This is a genomic window from Dehalobacter sp. DCM (assembly GCF_024972775.1).
Taxonomy (GTDB): domain Bacteria; phylum Bacillota; class Desulfitobacteriia; order Desulfitobacteriales; family Syntrophobotulaceae; genus Dehalobacter.
This window is the reverse complement of sequence record NZ_CP092282.1, coordinates 2,327,483-2,345,240: the sequence shown is the minus strand read 5'-3', so window position 1 is coordinate 2,345,240 and position 17,758 is coordinate 2,327,483. Positions and strand designations below refer to the sequence as shown.

Genomic DNA, 17,758 nt, shown 5'->3' with positions numbered 1-17,758 from the left:
ATTGTTAACATGTTTAAAGTGTACTGGCCTTGTTTTTTTAGAAGAACGATCCTAACGATAAAACTTTCTGAAAGGCCTTCGGTACAGGCAGTGTTTTTAGTCGTTCCGGTGATACCCATGCCAATGGACGGTCATTGTGATCACCGTCTACCTGGCTTTCATCATTCAGTGTCATGCTATAAACATCTATTTGCCAGATCTGATGTGAAAACACATGCTTGACATGTCCGAGATAGACCGTGTTCGTCACTTCCAATCCCCATTCATGCCCAAAGCGAGTTTCCGGGGAGATCCCCGATTCTAAACAGACCAACGGCAGTCCCCACATATTGGCCAATAACGCATCTGCCTGGCGCTTCGTCATCAGTATATCCGCGTTCCGTCGAATAACAGCAGCTGCATAATGGTATTCAATCGGTTTTTTTGCCTTCTTTTTGATTGGCAGAATGGATTCTTTTCCATCCCGGTGTGCTGAACATTCCGTTTGCCAGGGGCAAGAAACAGTACATTTTGGATCCTTAGGAACACACACAGTGGCACCAAGATCCATTAATGCCTGATTAAAATCACCGGCTTTCCCGTCCGGGATCAATCCAGCCGCTCTGGCTGTTATCCGGGTTTTCGTTTTTTGGAGGCTGATATCCTCCTCAATGCCGTCCAAGCGGGAAATAATACGCAGCACATTGCCGTCTACCGCCGGATAAGAGAGATTGTAGGCAATACTGGCTATCGCTCCGGCTGTATAGTCTCCGATCCCCGGTAATGATCGGATATCCGTATAGACCGTTGGGAAAACCCCGTCAAACTTTTCTAAAATCACCCGGGCCGCACGAAGGATATTTCGAGCTCGGGTATAATAGCCCAATCCCTTCCATAGGGATAAAACGTCTTCTTCCTCCGCCTGCCCCAACCGGGCAACATCCGGGAAACCATTCAAAAAACGGTGATAATAATCAATTACCGTCTCCACCTGTGTTTGCTGGAGCATGATCTCGGATATCCAGATGGCATAAGGGTCCGACGTATTCCTCCAAGGCAACTCTCTTCGATTTTGCGCATACCATGTTAACAATGCGGCGGATAAGTACTGCGAATTTTGCAAAATTGTCCTCCTAGATAATTACCACATATCAGGTCTGGTGCCACAAGTTCCGGCGACAAGCGGAGCAGGGATTGCGGAGCGCAACGGTCCATGGACGGACCTAAGTTAAAATTCGCCAAGGAGGGCAAAAAGAATTTTAACTTCCTCCTAATGCAAATCCATGGAGGGCACAAGAGCCGAAAGCGGAATTGTGGCGCCAGACTAACCCCACATATTTTTAATCGTTTGTTTACTGTTAGTGCAAATGCGAAAGCAATAATATCATCAGCGGAATCGTCAAACAGCTTAAAATGGTTGAAATCAATACAGCCTGGGAGGACAGTTGGGCATCATTATCATATTCGATGGCCATTAACACCGTATTGGTTGCTATTGGCATACCCGCCATGATGACCGGAATAGCGATCAGCATCATCTGGTCGATTCCAAAAATGTACTTGACCATGACCAGAATCAGCAATGGCATGACGACTAACCTTACAACAGACAGTAAATAAACACGGACATTACCGAACATCTTATGGAGCGGCAATTCACTTAACATCGCCCCGATGGTGAGCATCGATAACGGCACGCATGTATTGCCGAGCGTGTCGATGGTACCGATCACGAATACCGGCAACGGAAGCGCCGTAATAAACAACAAGAGTCCAACCAAACTGGCGACAACACCCGGATTAAATATTTCTTTCAGAGGAATTCTGTTTTTATGTACCGGAGCAATTTCATGGGTGCGCATGATCTTCGCCCCCAGTGTGTACAGCAGAAGTCCGAACAAGATATTATAAATCGCTGCGTAAAATATCGATTCCTTGCCGAAAAGAACCATAAATACGGGAAACCCAAGATAGGCTGTATTGGCAAAAACGATACCAAAATTAAAGACGGCCTTTTGGGAATGATCACGGGATAGGATTTTTGCTGTCAGAATCCCCACCACATAAGCCAACGCGTAACATGGGATAGACAACAGAAAAACAGAACCCGCCATTTGCAGCTTTTCCGGGGTATACGGAATCTGCATACCCGCGATCACCAGTGCCGGGAGCGCAATATTTAAAACATATTTGGTTAGAAATTGCGTCGCTGACGATGTGATGATTTTTATCTTGGCCAGAAAGTACCCGATCAGAATCGTTAAAAATAAAATGCCCAGCTGATTATAAACCGAATATAGATCCATGAATTTTTCTCCTGAAACCGTCATAATGACGACTATTATATCATATGAACAGTTACCTGTACTACCCAAATAAAGCGGTTTGTCCCGGGACCGGCTGAATGCAGGCGATGCTGTCATGCTTGACCGAATTGACATAGTCAGATACCTGATACGCCTCCATCCGCACTGCCGGATATGGAACCAGCAGCTGCTTCAGTTTCTCCGTATCGTTCAGCTCCGGATTCAGCCAGATTCTTTCGTTTTCTTTGTCTAAAATGACCGGCATGCGATCATGAATGGGTGCCATCTGTTCATTGGGGCCTGTGGTAATAATTGAGCAGGTATAGAGAACTGTTCCGGCCGGGCTTTTCCAGCTATCCCAAATGCCGGCAAAGGCAAAGAATTTCCGGTCGCGGACTTTAAACAAGTAAGGTGTCTTGCGCTTCCCTTCGCGTTTCCATTCATAAAAGCCATCGGCAAGAACCAAGCAGCGTTGTTCCCGGAAACAGTGTTTAAAGCTTGGTTTGGTGTCAATGGTTTCAGCCCGGGCATTAATCATCTTATATCCGCTCTGGGGATCCTTTGCCCACGAAGGAACAAGGCCCCACCGGAAAAATTTGAGCTGTTGTGCCTCAGTATTAACCATAACCGGAACCGGTTGTGAAGGTGCAATATTATACCGCGGCTGCCAATCCATCTCATCGGTAATTTTGTAGATTTCAGCCAGCTCATCCCTGGTCAGCGTAAACGTTATCCTTCCGCACATCGTAACTCCCCTCCACTCGCCAGCCATTGCTATGGTCTTAAAACAACATCCTTCGGAATTATGCTGTTATTGATTCCATCATAACTTACCGGTCACTCGGAGACAACAGAAAACATTCCACGCATTGACTGTACATACCGCTTTCATTTTGCTATGATATGATTACGAACATACGTTCGTTTATCATTTTTTCTTTCAACTAAAAGAGGTGACTTACTTGCCGAGCTGTATTTTTCATGTGGATGCAAATTCCGCTTATCTTTCCTGGGAAGCCGCCAGCCGCCTGCAGCATGGCGACATGCTCGATCTGCGGACTGTACCCGCTGTCGTCGGAGGCAGTCAGGAGACCCGGCACGGCATTATCCTGGCCAAATCCATCCCGGCAAAAAAATATGGCATTCAGACCGGGGAATCCGTGTTTGAAGCCCGGGCCAAGTGCCCCAACCTGATTGTCGTCCCGCCCAATTACTCGCTCTATATGCAGTGCAGCCAGGCATTTGGGGATATTCTGCGTAAATACTCTCCGGTAGTGGAACAATATTCTATCGATGAATATTTTATGGATTATACCGGGTCGGAGCGAACCTTTGGTGATCCCCTGAGCATGGCTTACCGGCTGAAGGAAGAGATAAAAGAAGAGCTTGGCTTTACGGTGAACATTGGCATCTCCAGTAAAAAGCTTCTGGCTAAAATGGGCTCGGAGCTGCAAAAACCGGACAAAGTCCATACGCTTTTCCCGGAAGAGATCCCATCTAAAATGTGGCCGCTTCCCGTCGAAGAACTTTTCGGTGTCGGGCGTGCCACCTCCCGTAAGCTGAGGGACCGCAGTATCTGCACGATTGGTGATCTGGCCCATACCGATCCCATCCTTCTCAACCTTTTTCTCAAAAGCTACGGCACGCTTCTCTGGAATTTTGCCAATGGCCGTGACGATTCCCCTGTCCACCTAACGCGCCGGGTACCGGTCAAAGGCATGGGAAATTCGACGACAATTGCTTTTGATGTTGAAGACAGCCGGACGGCCCATCTCGTTCTGCTTTCCCTGACGGAAACCGTCGGTGCCCGCTTGCGGGAAGGCGGATACTGTGCCCGGCTGGTTTCTGTATCCATCCGGACCAACCAATTAATTTCTTATTCCCACCAGCGAAAAATTCACACCCCCACGGATTGCACCAATACCATCCATGCCATTGCCTGCGAATTGTTTGATGACATCTGGGGGCATGAGCCGATTCGGCATCTGGGCGTACGCGTATCTGATCTCTGCAATAACAGCTTTATCCAAATGACCTTGTTCGAACGTGAAAGCGAAAAGCAGCGGGCCGCAGACCGGGCCATCGACCAGATCCGGTCACGCTACGGTTCCGGCGCAATCATCCGGGCCACCTTTCTGCACAGCGGCCTTGCTCCCATAACCGGCGGGACGGTAACGGATGAGGAGTATCCCATGATGACGAGTTTACTTTGAGCTCTGATGATAACTCCCATCCCTACGTTAACAGCATGTCCCAAAAGCGTAAGCGCTTACGCTTTTGGGACATGCTTGGCGACATGTTAATTTGACTAGTTGAAAAAATATAATGAACAACTTGATGAGCAAACGTGTGCAAAAACTACGACTCTCATTGGAAATTGAAGTTATTGTCGTAACGAGTATTGAAAGGGTGTATTCTGGGGCCAAGAGGTTGTCCTACTTTCCGATACGTCGCGGAATTTAGGACAACCAGCTCCAATTAATACAACCCGTATCCAGTGTTCCGCCCTGCAACCGTATACCCCTTTTCATATTCATCCGGGTCAACAGGTACGGTCATTGGAATTCTACAGACGGTTAAATGTTGACCCAGTCGGGGTGGTAGTCGTTAACGTATTGCCGTATTTATCATGGGTTGAGGTGCTTGTCAGCTTGTAATTGTTGTAATTTTTGTCATCGATGTATAATCAGGAATTACATCCATAATATAACTCCTGACAATTAATAATGGCGTCTACCTCGATGGCCCCGGTCTCCAAGATGAAAATCGAAAGGAAATATGCTATTCTAGAGATATTGTCTATTCCCAACACGGAGGATTATCGATTCATGTTTTCCTTTTACCTATCGGAACCTGAGCTGAAAGCGATTGCAACCAGCAGAAGAGTCTATGACGCAGGGACTCTCTATGCGCATGGACGAAAGGTCGGCAATTTCAGCTATAACCCGGAAAAGGGCGTTATCGATGCCCAAGTTTTTGGCACCGATACGTATGATGTCCATATTGAGCTGAAAAAAGACGGCTCGCTGCATACCTACTACTGCACGTGTCCAGCCTATGAACAATACCCGGGGGCCTGCAAGCATATTATTGCGGTGCTGAAAACTGCCCAGCAAAAACTAGCGGATCCGGTCAGATCACCGGAGTCATCCGGGACATCCGTGGCATCCGGCGCATTCTCCCCCCGTCCGGATACCAAGCGAGCGGCATCGGATTTCATGGCGATCTTTGCCGACCGTAAACCGCTAAATACCGGTAAAGAACTATTAAACCTGGAACTGGAACTGGAAATCAATACGGATTATCTGCAGTCAGGCGGCCAACTTCAGCTAAAAATCGGTACGAACCGACTCTATGTCGTCAAGAATCTGAAAGAATTTTTATATGCCATCAAGCATAATCACCTCATGGAATTCGGGATGAAATTTACTTACGATCCAGCGAAGCACGTGTTTTCAGCTCAGGACCAACAGGTCATTCACATGCTCCGGGAAATGCTTGAACAATACGAGGCGGTTAACGAGGTGAAGACCTTAACCTATTCTTCCTATTCAGCCTCCCCTTTTACTCAAAAACCGTTTGTCTTAAGCCGTTATTATCTTCGTAAATTTCTGGATGTTGTCGGGTCAAAACAGTTCTTCCTGCACGCCGGCTCATCCAAAGCTTTACGGACATCGTTCCCCATGCCAACAACGATTTGCCGGGAAGATCTGCCCCTCGATTTTTCGGTGGAATCCGCAGAGCTGGACCTGGTCCTCACCCTGCAAAGCAAGCTCCCTGTCCAGCTGACTGCAGACGGCGCCTATTATCTTTATGAACGGCAGATCTATGGCGTTTCACCCGGACAAGCTGAGTTCCTGCCGAATCTGATTAAGCTCTTAGCCGGAAAACATCAGCCGGGGATTATCTTTCCTGCTAACCAGAAGGATATCTTTGTCTCGGAAGCACTCCCCCGGATGGAAACGTTGGGTACGGTCTCCATTGAGCCGGAGCTGGCCGCGAAGTTTATCCGTGAGGAGCTGCAACCTAAGCTCTTCTTTGATCGGATAAATGATACCGGGATTACCGTCCGTCTGGAGTTTCACTATGGTGATATCATCATTAATCCCTTCTCTGCCCAAGGAGATTCCCGTGCCGTATCGTCCAGCGGCGATCATGTCCTGATCCGCGATATGGAAAAGGAAAGAAAAATACTGGAGATTTTTGAACAAGCTGATTTTACCGTATCCGAAGGACGCATCAGCCTGGATGATGAAGATAAACTATTCGATTTTACGCTCCATGGTTTCTCTGAGCTCCACGATTTGGCCGAAACATACTATTCCGATGATTTTAAACTCAAGATCCATTATGCCACCGGCTTTACCGGACGTGTTCGTTTGGATGACAACCTGGATATGCTGGAAATTAGCTTTGCCTACGGGGACATTGATCGGGCGGAACTGGCAGATATTTTTCATTCTCTGAAAACAAAGAAAAAATATTACCGCCTGCGGGACGGCTCTTTTCTCGACCTGCAGCAGCAGGAGCTCAACGCCATGTCCCTGTTGATTGACCATCTGGATTTAAAGGAAAAGGACCTGACCAAGGACACGATTCAGCTTCCCAAATTTAGAGCCATGTATATCGACAATTTTCTGCGGCAGGAAAATCTGCCGGGAATTCAGCGCAACCGCGCGTTTAAACAGCTGGTTCAAAGTATTCTGGAACCCCAGGATAATGAATTTGACCCCCCGTCAACTCTCCAGCACATTCTGCGCGACTATCAAAAAACGGGATATAAATGGCTGAAAACCTTGTCTTCTTATGGTTTAGGCGGCATTCTGGCTGATGATATGGGACTGGGCAAAACCCTGCAGGTGCTTGCCTTTATCCTTTCGGAAAAGCTGAAAAATGACAATGAAAATATACCGTCCAGGTCTTTTCCGCCGGCGCTGGTGATTGCTCCGACTTCCCTCGTTTATAACTGGCGGAGTGAAGCAGAAAAATTCACCCCCGAGCTGAAGGTCATGGTTATTGACGGAACACCCCAGGAACGCCAGGATCAGCTCACTCTCGTTGAACAGGCTGATCTTGTGGTGGTATCCTATGCTGTTTTACGCCGGGATATCGATACATTTGCCAATCTTTCGTTTTCCTATTGTTTTCTCGATGAGGCCCAAAATATAAAAAATGCCAACACGCTCAATGCCAAATCCGTGCAGAAAATTCAGGCCGGCGGGTATTTTGCCCTGACCGGAACGCCCATCGAGAACGCGTTATCGGAGTTATGGTCCCTGTTTCATTTTCTGCTGCCCGGCTACTTATACACGCAGCTGGAATTTCATAAAAAGTACGCGGCGCCGATCAGTAAAGGCGACGCAGGCGCTTTGCAGGAACTCAGTCGGCATACCCGGCCCTTTATCCTGCGCCGACTGAAAAAAGAAGTGCTTAAAGAACTTCCTCCCAAAATTGAGACGGAAATCAAAGCTGCGTTGACGGATGAGCAGCGCAAGATTTATCTTGCCTATCTGCAGCAGACAAAGAGTCAGATTGCCCAGGAATTAGCCGTATCCGGGTTTGCCAAAAGCCAAATCAAAATACTGGCGGCACTGACCCGTCTGCGTCAGATTTGTTCCCATCCCGGCATGTTTATTGAAAACTATACGGGAGATAGCGGAAAAATGCTTTTGTTCCAGGAACTCCTGGCGGAAGCACTGGACGGCGGCCACCGTATTCTTGTTTTTTCTCAGTTTACATCCATGCTGGATATCCTTGCGGACTATTTTAACCGTGAAAAGGTCCCCTATTTTTATCTGAGCGGCTCCACAAAGGCCTCCGAAAGGGCGCACATGGTTCAGGAGTTCAACAGCGGCTGCGGCGAGGTCTTCCTCATATCGCTGAAAGCCGGCGGTACCGGCTTAAATCTTACCGGAGCAGATACTGTCATTCACTTTGATCCCTGGTGGAACCCCGCCGTTGAAGATCAAGCCACAGACCGGGCGCATCGCATCGGCCAAAATAATACCGTACAGGTGATTAAACTCCTGACCCAAGGAACCATCGAAGAAAAAGTCAATGCCCTGCAGGCAAAGAAAAAGAAGCTCATTGACGCCGTGATCCAGCCGGGGGAAACCCTGTTGACCAAGCTGACGGAACATGAGCTGAAAGAATTGTTTGAAATGAGTTAACTATGATTGACTTTGATATACTGCCAAAGGGTACTGTTCGTCGTTCCGAAGAAAACCGGCCGTTCGAGTGAAAGCCCCTGATAATAGCGAAGGATTCCATCCCAGAATTCCGTTGTTTCATTCATTTGACCGGTGAAAAAGAAAATGGGGCAATCACGGTCATCTTCCGACGCCAATTCCAGAAGGGCTTGACGATAGGCAAAGTAATACTTGGCTGCGTCTGCCATGATCAATTCTTTCCGGTCGGATAGTGGCAAGGCAAAGGTCTGACTCACTATCTGTTTCGCTTTGATTTTTAAGGCGATGCCATAGTCGAATTGCCATTTGTCCAGACAGTTTTCCAACAGCTCTTTCGTGTCCGACAGTGCCTGCTGCAGGTTATAAAATGCCAGCCATTGCTGCTTAACCGCGTCAAGTTTTTGATCCAATTCGGGATCCTTCGATATACTCCTGCTCTTCTTCAGATCAGCTGCCGCCAGCTGCATTTGCTTACTCACATCGTCTAATTGCTGTTTCGTTTTTATTAACATCGCGTTTCTTTCCTTCACGGAAAGACGTCCTTCACGCTGCACGTCGTCAAACGGTTCCAACGCAGCGGAAAGTCGGTTCATGTCGCGTTTGTTAAGTTTTTCCTTAAGCGTGTTCTTGATCTCCGCATATTGTTCCGCTGTCACTTCTTTCAGCCGCAGGTTAAGGGCGATATTTTGAATAATGGCCAGCAATTCATCGACTGCATCCTCGGAGGTCCACCCTTTCAGCTTTTCTCTTATTTGCTCTGCACTGGCGTTGATTTTTATTTGCGCCTGCTCTTGCTGCGTAATTTTGGCTTCAAGCTGAGCATGTCGTTCTGCCAGTTGTTTTTGCTGCTGTTGATACTCTTCCCAACCACGCTGCCATTCATCGTGTCCGGAAGCGTTGACAGAGGCATAAGCCAGTCGTAACCTCTGACTGCAGGCCTCTATTTGGCTGATTAGTTTTTTCTCTTTTTCGCTTTCATTGATCCATGCATTCCATTGCGCCTGCATGGCCTTGACGATGTGAACCTGGTCCTGATATTCCTTCTCCAATCGGCTAAAACCGGCATTATCTTTCATCGAATTCCTTTGAAAAATCGCCTTCAGACGAGACGCACCCTTTTTCTCTGAACGGTCTTGACCATACTTCAAGCCGAGCTTTGCCAATAAGGCTTTGCCGAAGGTCTGCTGCCCTTCCCTGGCTGACCGCTCGCGGCCGTCCTTAGCAGATGTTTTTACCATCATGGTATATCGTCTGAGTTTTTCTCTTTCTTCATCCAGTTGCTTTTCGAGGGTATTAAGCGCAGCCGAACGTTGAGCAGAGGCTTCTCTTTCTGTCGCTAACGCCGCCTGCAGTTCAGACAGTTCCGCTTCAGCCTTATTCAAGCTTTCACCTTCCGTGACCGGTAATCCGGCATATCGGGAATGATTGATATCATCGGCCAGAGCATCGATATCCTGTTCGAGTTCAATAATTTCCATTAATAGCGAGTGATCCGCCGTCTTGAGCTCCGCCCAGGCGTAAGTTTCTTCCCGTAATTTGTCGACCATATCCCAATCTATATCAGGATCCTGACTATAGGCAGCCAGTATTTCTTCACTTTCCTGCCGGGTTTGCTCCAGACGGGTCATCTTATCTTTTAACTTGCGCAAATCCGGATAATCTGGATTATCCTTTAAAATTTGCAGTCGTTCATGGATCTTTTCCATACCGGCTATTTTACAGCTTAAATCATCCTTTTCCACCTGCAGCCTTTTGATTTTAATCTGCAAAGCGCGCTGATGTTCCAGACGCTCGGCGTCAGCCTCCCATTCACTGCGCAAGGCATCATATTCTTTCTTGACTTGCGCCATCCCTTCCGCTTGTTCTTCAACCCGTTCTGCCGCGCGTTTTAAGGAATCCCACATCTTCGCCGGTGACAGTTCCTCACTGCCAACGTGTTGCAGGTTCATGACGCGGCGGTACAGATCATGCCGGCTGCTTTCCGGCCAGTTAAACACGGTTTCCAGAGGCAAAGACGTTGATTCTATCAGCTTTTGTCTGCTGATGTCTTCAAAAAAGAGCACAACAAGTTTTTCGGGATAATCTGAAAGCTTATCCCTTAAGGTTGGCAGGTCTGTTAATTGGACACGTTCAATCCTCATAGGTTTCCTGTTCCTGACTGATGGCCTGGCTGACGGCCGCAGATCCGATCCGTTTGACCAGTTCCCAGTGCCTTCTTTCTTCAGCATCTTTGGCATTCGCAATGCGCAATTCTATTTCCGAGCGAAAAACGTGATTTAAACTCGGAAAACCAAGGGTTTTCTGTCGGTCTATTCCTTCTATTTTTAACACTTTATCCTGTGCTTCACTAACTTCATTTGCTGATGCGCCGTCCGCCATAAGTTCAACATGTCGTAATTCCTTCTTCAGTATGTCATTGACAGCATCGATCATTTGCGGATTCCAGCGGGAACCCAATAACCGAAATCGGAATAAATCACGCTGGCGTTCATCGGCGGTAATGTTTGTCAGTAATTCACGAACCGTATTCTTAATATCCGTTTCCCGTTCACCGGAAACGTTGGTTACTACTTTTTCGCTGTAACATCGGCGGCTCAGTTCCCTAAACTCGCAATGAACAGCAGCGCCGTCGGTTTGCCCCAGGATAACACCATGCGGCCCGGTTTCATGAAAATACCGGGGTTCTGCTGTGCCGCAATCGGCCCAGATGGTATTCCCAGTCTGATGAACGCCGGTATATTGGTTCCGGTGTCCCAAAGCGAGATAGGTCATCGTGCTGGCGGCTATCTGTTCCGGAGGGAGCGGAATAAAATTTTCAGTATGACTATCCGATTCGATTTCCGTATGCAGCAGCATGATGCGAATCGGCGCCGCCTGTGCCACCGGCTCATCTTTGATGCGAAGATCATCGATAACGTATTTTTCCTGTTGATACGTCGTCCAGCCTGCCCCGCAGAGGATACATTGTTTATCCGATATTTCAATGCAACGGATTCCTTCTCCGAATATATGAACATTCTCCGGCCATTCGGCATACCGATAGACCGACGAAATAACCAACGGGTCCTGTTCCCCCGGCGTAATAAACACCTGAATACCTTGCAAACGAGCGAAAGCTCGGGCAACTCGTTCCACGGTTTCTTTGCGCGTATATTCCTGATCAAACAGATCCCCTGTGATCAATAAAAAGTCCGCTTTTTCGGTTTGGCACAGCAAAAGAACAGCTTCAAAAGTATCCCATAAATCCTTATCCCGCATGGCTTTCCACGACGAAGGACCTTCCCACTCGGGACAGTCAAATCGGAAGCCGCCGCAATGCACAAAGCGAACGAACTCAGCCATCCTTATTCGCCTCACTTATACTCCGGTCTCGGTAATAAACACCATATCGCTAATATTCTGTTCATGACCGCCTAAAACCTGCTTTTATCTTATAATAACTCAACTTTGCCATCATTGAATAATAGTTAGAAAGAAATATTATATTCCTTTAACTTTCTATATATCGTTGACTTGCTGATATCCAGTAAACAAGCAGCCAGAACGACATTTCCGTTAGCTTTGTTCAAGGCTTTTGTTATGGCGTTTTTCTCTAGATCCGCCAAAGAGGAAACTCTGTCCGTTTTCTCGATGCCCAGATTGGCATCCACAACTTCGGCCGTGCATAAAGCATCCGGAACAATGTTTTCCGGCAAATCATTAACTTCAATTATTTCTCCGGAGTTAATGACTGCGTGGACAATGGCATTTTCTAATTCCCTTACATTCCCGGGCCAATTGTATTCATTAATAACACTTAATACACTGGCGCTGACTTTCGGAATATTTCTGCCCATTTTATGAGAATATTTCTTAATAAAATAATTGGTTAACAGTTCAGAGTCTCTGTCTCTGTCACGCAACGACGGAATGGCAATGTTTAAAACCGACAGACGATAAAATAAGTCTTCTCGGAAACGCTTTTCCTTAACCATTTTATACAGATTCTGGTTTGTAGCAGCAATCACTTTGAAATTAACCTTTTTCGAACGTCGTGCGCCAATACGCATCACTTGCTTATCTTCCAAAACCCTCAGCAAAACGGCCTGAAGCTCGAAAGGCATATCTCCAATTTCATCCAGGAACAGTGTTCCCCCTTCGGCTAGTTCTATCTTTCCCGGTCTTCCGCTGCGATCAGCACCTGTAAAACTTCCGCCTTCATATCCAAATAATTCACTTTCAATGAGCTCTCTGGGTAATGCCGCACAATTTACAGCGATAAAAGGACCGCTGGGACAGTACTTATGATGTATCGACTGAGCAAATAGTTCCTTGCCTGTACCGCTTTCACCGATTAACAGGATGTTTTCAGCCGTTGTTGCATAATACTGGCCTTTGGTTATCGCTTTTTTTATGGCCTCACTCTCGCCAATAATATCATCGAAAGTAAACCGGGCCACTGCCCCGGCACGGTTCGCGGTTATCGCATTGATCTTGCCGACAGAATTAATACGGAGCAACGCCCCGTCAAATTCCTGTGTATTTTCGTCTATCACAGGTTGAACATTGATTAAATAGTTTTTATCAATCTGTTCAAGGTGGATTGTTTCCTCAATGTTACCTGACTCACCTTTTTTAGCCATTGCCATAAGCATAGAGTCTTTTTCCAGAAAGCTACGAATATTTTTTTGGCAAACTTCCTCTTTGGATAATCTGAATATTTTTCTGCCCTCTTCATTGCTATAAACAATTGTCCCATTTTGATCAATGGTAATAATACCTTCATCAATTAAAGCCAATGTGGTTTCCAGGGTCTTATTCGCTACCTTCAGACTAGCAAAACTCTTGTGTAATCTGAGTTGCGATTCAACCGCTGTACTGATTGCAGTAATAAGCGCAAGCGTATGCGCACAATATTTTTGATAGAGATCCTTCCACGGTTCATCCATTAATACCTGGGCTAAGACAATGGAAGCAATAACGTCTCCGTTCTCGTTCCCTATACAGGCGGCTGAAGCTACGATGTTTTCCAGTCCTACGCAGAAGTTCTCAATACCAAATAACGTAAATGGACGTTTGTGATGCAAGCTCATTGCATGCGCTGTTGTCCCAACGTTTTCTTCATCCCATATCATGCCAATCAAAGGAGCGTCAACCGGCAAAGTTAACATCTCACCTTCATGCAATAAAAAAATGCTTTGATTATCCGTCAAATACAATCCATAGGAATTAGCGATGGCCAGGTTTTTGAAAGTATTCATTAGAGGTGTGGTGATTTTTATCAAACTTCGGTTTCTATCCTGAACTTTGAAAAAAGCTTCTTTCTTTAAACTACGACCCAGCAAAGGTAGATAAGGGTCAGCACCCATTTTACGAGACCTGATCCAGGAAGCAGCTATATCCGGATCCATATAGGGACATTCACGTGGATCATAGCTTTCATCAGCGAGGAACTTTCTCTTACATTCCACAATCCCTTCCCATCTTTCCCTACTCATCATTGGAAAATTACTACTGGAAAAAAGACCGTTGTTTCGTGCCAGGCCTTGCGGATCCGTATTCTTTATACTCACGTGAATCCTCCCTTTACCTAACCAAAATGATATAACCTTATCTCCCACTTTCTTTATGTTACATTATACCAAATAGTTCCAACACATTGTATTATATTTCAATACAAAAAAATTTTATTATGTCTGACTCGAATTAATATTGATAGAAGCTTTACTTTTATATAAATGGCCTGTGAAAAACTTGCCTTACATCATGCAGAATAAATCCAGTTGGACAAATCTGGCGGCAAGCCCCACAATAGCTGCAGATATCAGGCTGGCCGCCATCAACCAGTCCAACGCGAAGGCTTTTCCCTCTACCCAGAAAAACCAACCGGTTCTTGCCGATTTTCCTGCACATACGAACGCAAAGCCCGCACAATATACACCCTGCATTCGTTACGTCCTGAGTTCTCTCTCGAGGTTTTATGAAATAAGTGTTTGTTGAAGCCGAATCATCGCTTTCTTCTGCTTGATGAATTAATGATAATAAGAATTCTTCCACTTCTAGCTTAGGAAAAGGACCTCTTTTAAGCAAAAGCTGCGCTGCCCGGCCTTGCAGCCAGGAAATTCGAGCACTTCTGATCCGGACGCGCAATCCTTCTTCAGCATGCATCATACAGGCATGCTGCACCTTCCAGGCTTCATGGACGTATACTTCCAATACACAAAGACCGCAGCTTCCATAAGACTCCAGTCTTGAGCTATAACACAAAGAAGGCAAAATGATGCCTTTTTCTTTTAAAGCTTGCAGCAAAGGGATATTCCGCCGCACAGGCAAAAGCTGCTCATCCACGACTATCTCTACGAATTCTTCCACATGAATTCCTCCGAAGTAATTTTTATGCAATCAAATGGGCAAGTCTCATAGCAAGCCCAGCATTTGCTGCAGAGTTGTCGATCGACAATATACCGTTCCCTCCCTGATCTTATTTTTACCGCACCACTGGGGCAAACCAAATAACACGCCTTGCAATCCCTGCAAGAGGTTAAAAGAATCTCAAAATCGATCAGGGGTTTGCAATGAACTGCAGGGCAACACCCCCTCAAATGGGCCTCATATTCAGAAAAAAAGTCCTTTATAGTGCTTAAAACGGGATTAACGGCTGTCCGTCCCAGACCGCATAACGCCGAGTCCCTGATAGCTCTGCTGAGTTCCTCAATTGCTTCCAGAATACCATCTCGAGCACTGCCGATACATAACTCCAGCAGCAACGACTCTAATTGCGGCAATCCATCACGGCAGAATACACACTTTCCGCAGGATTCTTGGGCCATAAAATTAATCATGTGCCGAGCCATGTTAACCATACAACTGTTCTGGTCCAGCACAACTAGGCCCCCAGAGCCCATGATCGCTCCGGTTGCAGCCACGCTTTCATAATCAAGGTTAAACCTCCGATACGGGATAATCCCCCCGGAGGGTCCGCCAATATGCAAAGACTTAATTGACTGCCTGGAAGCACCACCGATTTTTTCGACAAGAACATGGGTATCCGTCCCCAATGGCACCTCAATAAAACCCATGCGCTCAACAGCCCCAGCTAGACAAAAGATTTTGGTACCCGGACTTGTGGCAGTGCCCAGCTCCCGGTAGGCATCTGCACCATTTTGAATAATCCAGGGGATATTCGCCAGGGTCTCTACATTGTTGATAAGAGTAGGATGGTTTTGCAATCCCCGAACAGCGGGATATGGGGGACGGCACCTGGGCTCTCCCCGCTTGTTCTCCATTACTTGCAGCATCGACGTTTCTTCACCGCAAACGAAAGCTCCGGCACTTTCAACGACACTAATTTCCAGGCAAAAGCTGGAACCCATGATATTACGACCCAATAATCCCACCTTGCGGGCAGTGGAAATGGCATTGCGTATAGTTTGAACCGCCAGGGGATATTCATGGCGCACGAAAATATAACCCTGGGAGGCACCGATGGCATAGGCCGCAATGACCAGACCCTCCAACACACTATAAGGGTCACTTTCCAGCAAAGCCCGGTCCATGTAGGCACCGGGATCACCTTCATCGGCATTTGCCACCACAATACGCATTGGATCAGGGCTTTCGGATGTAATATACCATTTTTCACCCGTAGGAAAACCGGCTCCCCCCCTGCCCCGCAATCCTGAAGCCTCAATCATCTGTATAATATTTTTGGGTTTTAATTCGAAAAGAGCCTTTGCCAGTGCCTGATACCCACCTGTCGCTGCATATTCAGTTATGTTTTGCGGATCTATCAGTCCACAGCGGCCACTAATCCGACGCACCTGAGGATGAAAAAAATCTTTAAACCCGCATTTCTCTAATTGAATTAGCTCCAGATCATGTATTCCACGCAAAACTCCGGTTTGACGTTCCTGGGCCACTGCCCAGAGGTGTTTTACCGGAGGAGGGCTTCCCAGCGCTGTTGTGATGATACTCCACAAAGACTGGCGATCTACTCCTCCAAAAAAATAATGCCTGCCCTCACTCGTTCTGATATCTACCAGGGGTTCGGCATAACAAGCGCCCAGACAACCTACGCTAACAACACGGGCCTGATTTTCCCAGTCCCGTTCAACCAGAGTTTGCATGATAGACTGAGCCCCTGCAACACGGCCGCAGGTAGCCACTCCAACACTTATTCTTGATATTTTAGGGAACAGAGAAAGACGTCCTTCTTCCACCAGACTAGGCAAGGGAATGACCACATCGAAATCGGGGGGTTTATAAGAACTTTCTACCGGTCTCTTTTTTTCTTTAAGTTCTTGGCGAACTGAGGCAGATACCAGGTATTTCCGCCGGGGAGGAACCTGAAATCCGTTCATGACTTTTTCCTCAAATCATTAAGCAACAATGGTACCTGGTAAGACTGTATTCTGTTTTTGATTTCCTCATCCTGGATAATCACCGGCGCCTGACTACATGCACCTACACAATAGACCTGCTCGACAGTAACCAGGCCGTCCGCTGAAGTGTCACCGCTTTCCAGTTTTAGTTCTTCGGCAAAACGGTCATAGATTAGGGATGCCCCTCGGGCATAACAAGCCGTTCCATAACAAATACGAATGCGGTGTTTTCCAGCCGGTGTGGTGCGGTAGGCCTTAAAGAAACTCACCAGACCATGAAGCTGAGATTCAGGGATTCCGGTACGTTCAGCCAGCTCAAACAATAAATTTCTTGGGATAAAGCCATACTCCGTCTGAATTTTATTTAATATATTCATGGCCTGTCTTTCATTTTCAGGCAGCTGATCCCATAATTGTTCCACATATCCGGACATTTTTCTCCCCCTCATCGATGGCAAAACATTTGACTTAATGCGGCAATGATTCTTGATTGTTTTCTTGGACAGAGATGATTGTGCCCCCCCCTCTTAACGAGGGGGGGTATGGGGCAACATATTAGGGTGACATCATCAATTTGTTTTACGGAACAAACAGCACGGTTCTCGAAGTCATTTTTTTCGACAGTTCTTCTGCAGGTCCAAATTCAATCACGGAGGCCTGGCAATGGTGTACACAACTTGGTTTTTTGCCAGCAGCCACTCTATCACCGCATAAATCACAAAGTTGGGTGGGAATGGGAACATAGGTTAATTCCCATTTGTCCTCAGCTTCCTTTAATTTAAAAGGACCATTTTTGGCTAATTTTATGCCAAACTTGCCTTTAGTAAGATTTAACTCTTTTTTGCAGGCGACTTCACAACTATGGCAACCCGTACAATATTCATAGTCTATTAATAAACCGTTACGTGACATATTCATCTACCTC

The 17,758-nt window shown here is 46.6% G+C and carries 12 protein-coding genes; 2 read left to right on the top strand and 10 right to left on the bottom strand.

Annotated elements, in window-relative coordinates; translation table 11 throughout:
- Window positions 1-37: 37 nt before the first annotated feature.
- From mutY to LPY66_RS10810, 3 genes are all read right to left on the bottom strand, one after another.
- The gene (gene mutY / locus LPY66_RS10820) at window positions 38-1,102 is read right to left on the bottom strand and encodes an A/G-specific adenine glycosylase (RefSeq protein WP_337984353.1); all 1,065 of its coding nucleotides are present in this window, start codon (window positions 1,100-1,102) and stop codon (window positions 38-40) included.
- 235 nt (window positions 1,103-1,337) lie between these two features.
- A complete protein-coding gene (locus LPY66_RS10815) occupies window positions 1,338-2,285 on the bottom strand; it encodes an AEC family transporter (protein WP_337984352.1) in 948 nt (315 codons plus the stop codon).
- 61 nt (window positions 2,286-2,346) lie between these two features.
- Window positions 2,347-3,030: an SOS response-associated peptidase gene (locus tag LPY66_RS10810; RefSeq protein WP_337984351.1), complete on the bottom strand. Its 684-nt coding sequence runs from the start codon at window positions 3,028-3,030 to the stop codon at window positions 2,347-2,349.
- Window positions 3,031-3,247: 217 nt separating this feature from the next.
- On the opposite strand from LPY66_RS10810, the gene LPY66_RS10805 reads away from it, so the two are divergent.
- Window positions 3,248-4,498: a DNA polymerase Y family protein gene (locus LPY66_RS10805; protein WP_337984350.1), complete on the top strand. Its 1,251-nt coding sequence runs from the start codon at window positions 3,248-3,250 to the stop codon at window positions 4,496-4,498.
- Window positions 4,499-5,113: 615 nt separating this feature from the next.
- Window positions 5,114-8,455, top strand: coding sequence for a DEAD/DEAH box helicase (locus LPY66_RS10800; protein ID WP_337988071.1), 3,342 nt, complete (start codon window positions 5,114-5,116; stop codon window positions 8,453-8,455).
- On the opposite strand, the gene LPY66_RS10795 is transcribed toward LPY66_RS10800, so the two are convergent.
- From LPY66_RS10795 to LPY66_RS10765, 7 genes are all read right to left on the bottom strand, one after another.
- Complete coding sequence (locus LPY66_RS10795) at window positions 8,452-10,614, bottom strand: hypothetical protein (protein ID WP_337984349.1); 2,163 nt, start codon at window positions 10,612-10,614, stop codon at window positions 8,452-8,454. The genes LPY66_RS10800 and LPY66_RS10795 overlap by 4 nt on opposite strands.
- The gene (locus LPY66_RS10790; protein ID WP_337984348.1) at window positions 10,604-11,815 is read right to left on the bottom strand and encodes a metallophosphoesterase family protein; all 1,212 of its coding nucleotides are present in this window, start codon (window positions 11,813-11,815) and stop codon (window positions 10,604-10,606) included. The genes LPY66_RS10795 and LPY66_RS10790 overlap by 11 nt, the downstream gene beginning before the upstream one ends.
- A 125-nt stretch (window positions 11,816-11,940) precedes the next feature.
- Window positions 11,941-14,025 carry a sigma-54 interaction domain-containing protein gene (locus LPY66_RS10785; protein WP_337984347.1) on the bottom strand — a complete coding sequence of 695 codons (2,085 nt, stop codon included), beginning with the start codon at window positions 14,023-14,025 and terminating at the stop codon, window positions 11,941-11,943.
- Window positions 14,026-14,182: 157 nt separating this feature from the next.
- Entirely contained in the window at window positions 14,183-14,824 is a 642-nt protein-coding gene (locus LPY66_RS10780; RefSeq protein ID WP_337984346.1) for a 2Fe-2S iron-sulfur cluster-binding protein, read from the bottom strand.
- A complete protein-coding gene (locus tag LPY66_RS10775) occupies window positions 14,809-16,812 on the bottom strand; it encodes an NADH-ubiquinone oxidoreductase-F iron-sulfur binding region domain-containing protein (protein WP_337984345.1) in 2,004 nt (667 codons plus the stop codon). Before LPY66_RS10775 ends, LPY66_RS10780 begins: the two co-directional genes overlap by 16 nt.
- On the bottom strand, window positions 16,809-17,267 hold the full coding sequence (locus LPY66_RS10770) for an NADH-quinone oxidoreductase subunit NuoE family protein (protein ID WP_337984344.1): 459 nt from the start codon (window positions 17,265-17,267) through the stop codon (window positions 16,809-16,811). The genes LPY66_RS10775 and LPY66_RS10770 overlap by 4 nt, the downstream gene beginning before the upstream one ends.
- 145 nt (window positions 17,268-17,412) lie before the next feature.
- Window positions 17,413-17,745 carry an oxidoreductase gene (locus LPY66_RS10765; RefSeq protein WP_337984343.1) on the bottom strand — a complete coding sequence of 111 codons (333 nt, stop codon included), beginning with the start codon at window positions 17,743-17,745 and terminating at the stop codon, window positions 17,413-17,415.
- Window positions 17,746-17,758: the final 13 nt, after the last annotated feature.

Bases quoted from the DNA above. Each gene is read 5' to 3' on its own strand.
- LPY66_RS10770 (WP_337984344.1), bottom strand. From the start codon at position 17,267: ATGTCCGGATATGTGGAACAATTATGGGATCAGCTGCCTGAAAATGAA.
- LPY66_RS10795 (WP_337984349.1), bottom strand. From the start codon at position 10,614: ATGAGGATTGAACGTGTCCAATTAACAGACCTGCCAACCTTAAGGGAT.
- LPY66_RS10775 (WP_337984345.1), bottom strand. From the start codon at position 16,812: ATGAACGGATTTCAGGTTCCTCCCCGGCGGAAATACCTGGTATCTGCC.
- LPY66_RS10815 (WP_337984352.1), bottom strand. From the start codon at position 2,285: ATGGATCTATATTCGGTTTATAATCAGCTGGGCATTTTATTTTTAACG.
- LPY66_RS10790 (WP_337984348.1), bottom strand. From the start codon at position 11,815: ATGGCTGAGTTCGTTCGCTTTGTGCATTGCGGCGGCTTCCGATTTGAC.
- LPY66_RS10765 (WP_337984343.1), bottom strand. From the start codon at position 17,745: ATGTCACGTAACGGTTTATTAATAGACTATGAATATTGTACGGGTTGC.
- LPY66_RS10810 (WP_337984351.1), bottom strand. From the start codon at position 3,030: ATGTGCGGAAGGATAACGTTTACGCTGACCAGGGATGAGCTGGCTGAA.
- LPY66_RS10800 (WP_337988071.1), top strand. From the start codon at position 5,114: ATGTTTTCCTTTTACCTATCGGAACCTGAGCTGAAAGCGATTGCAACC.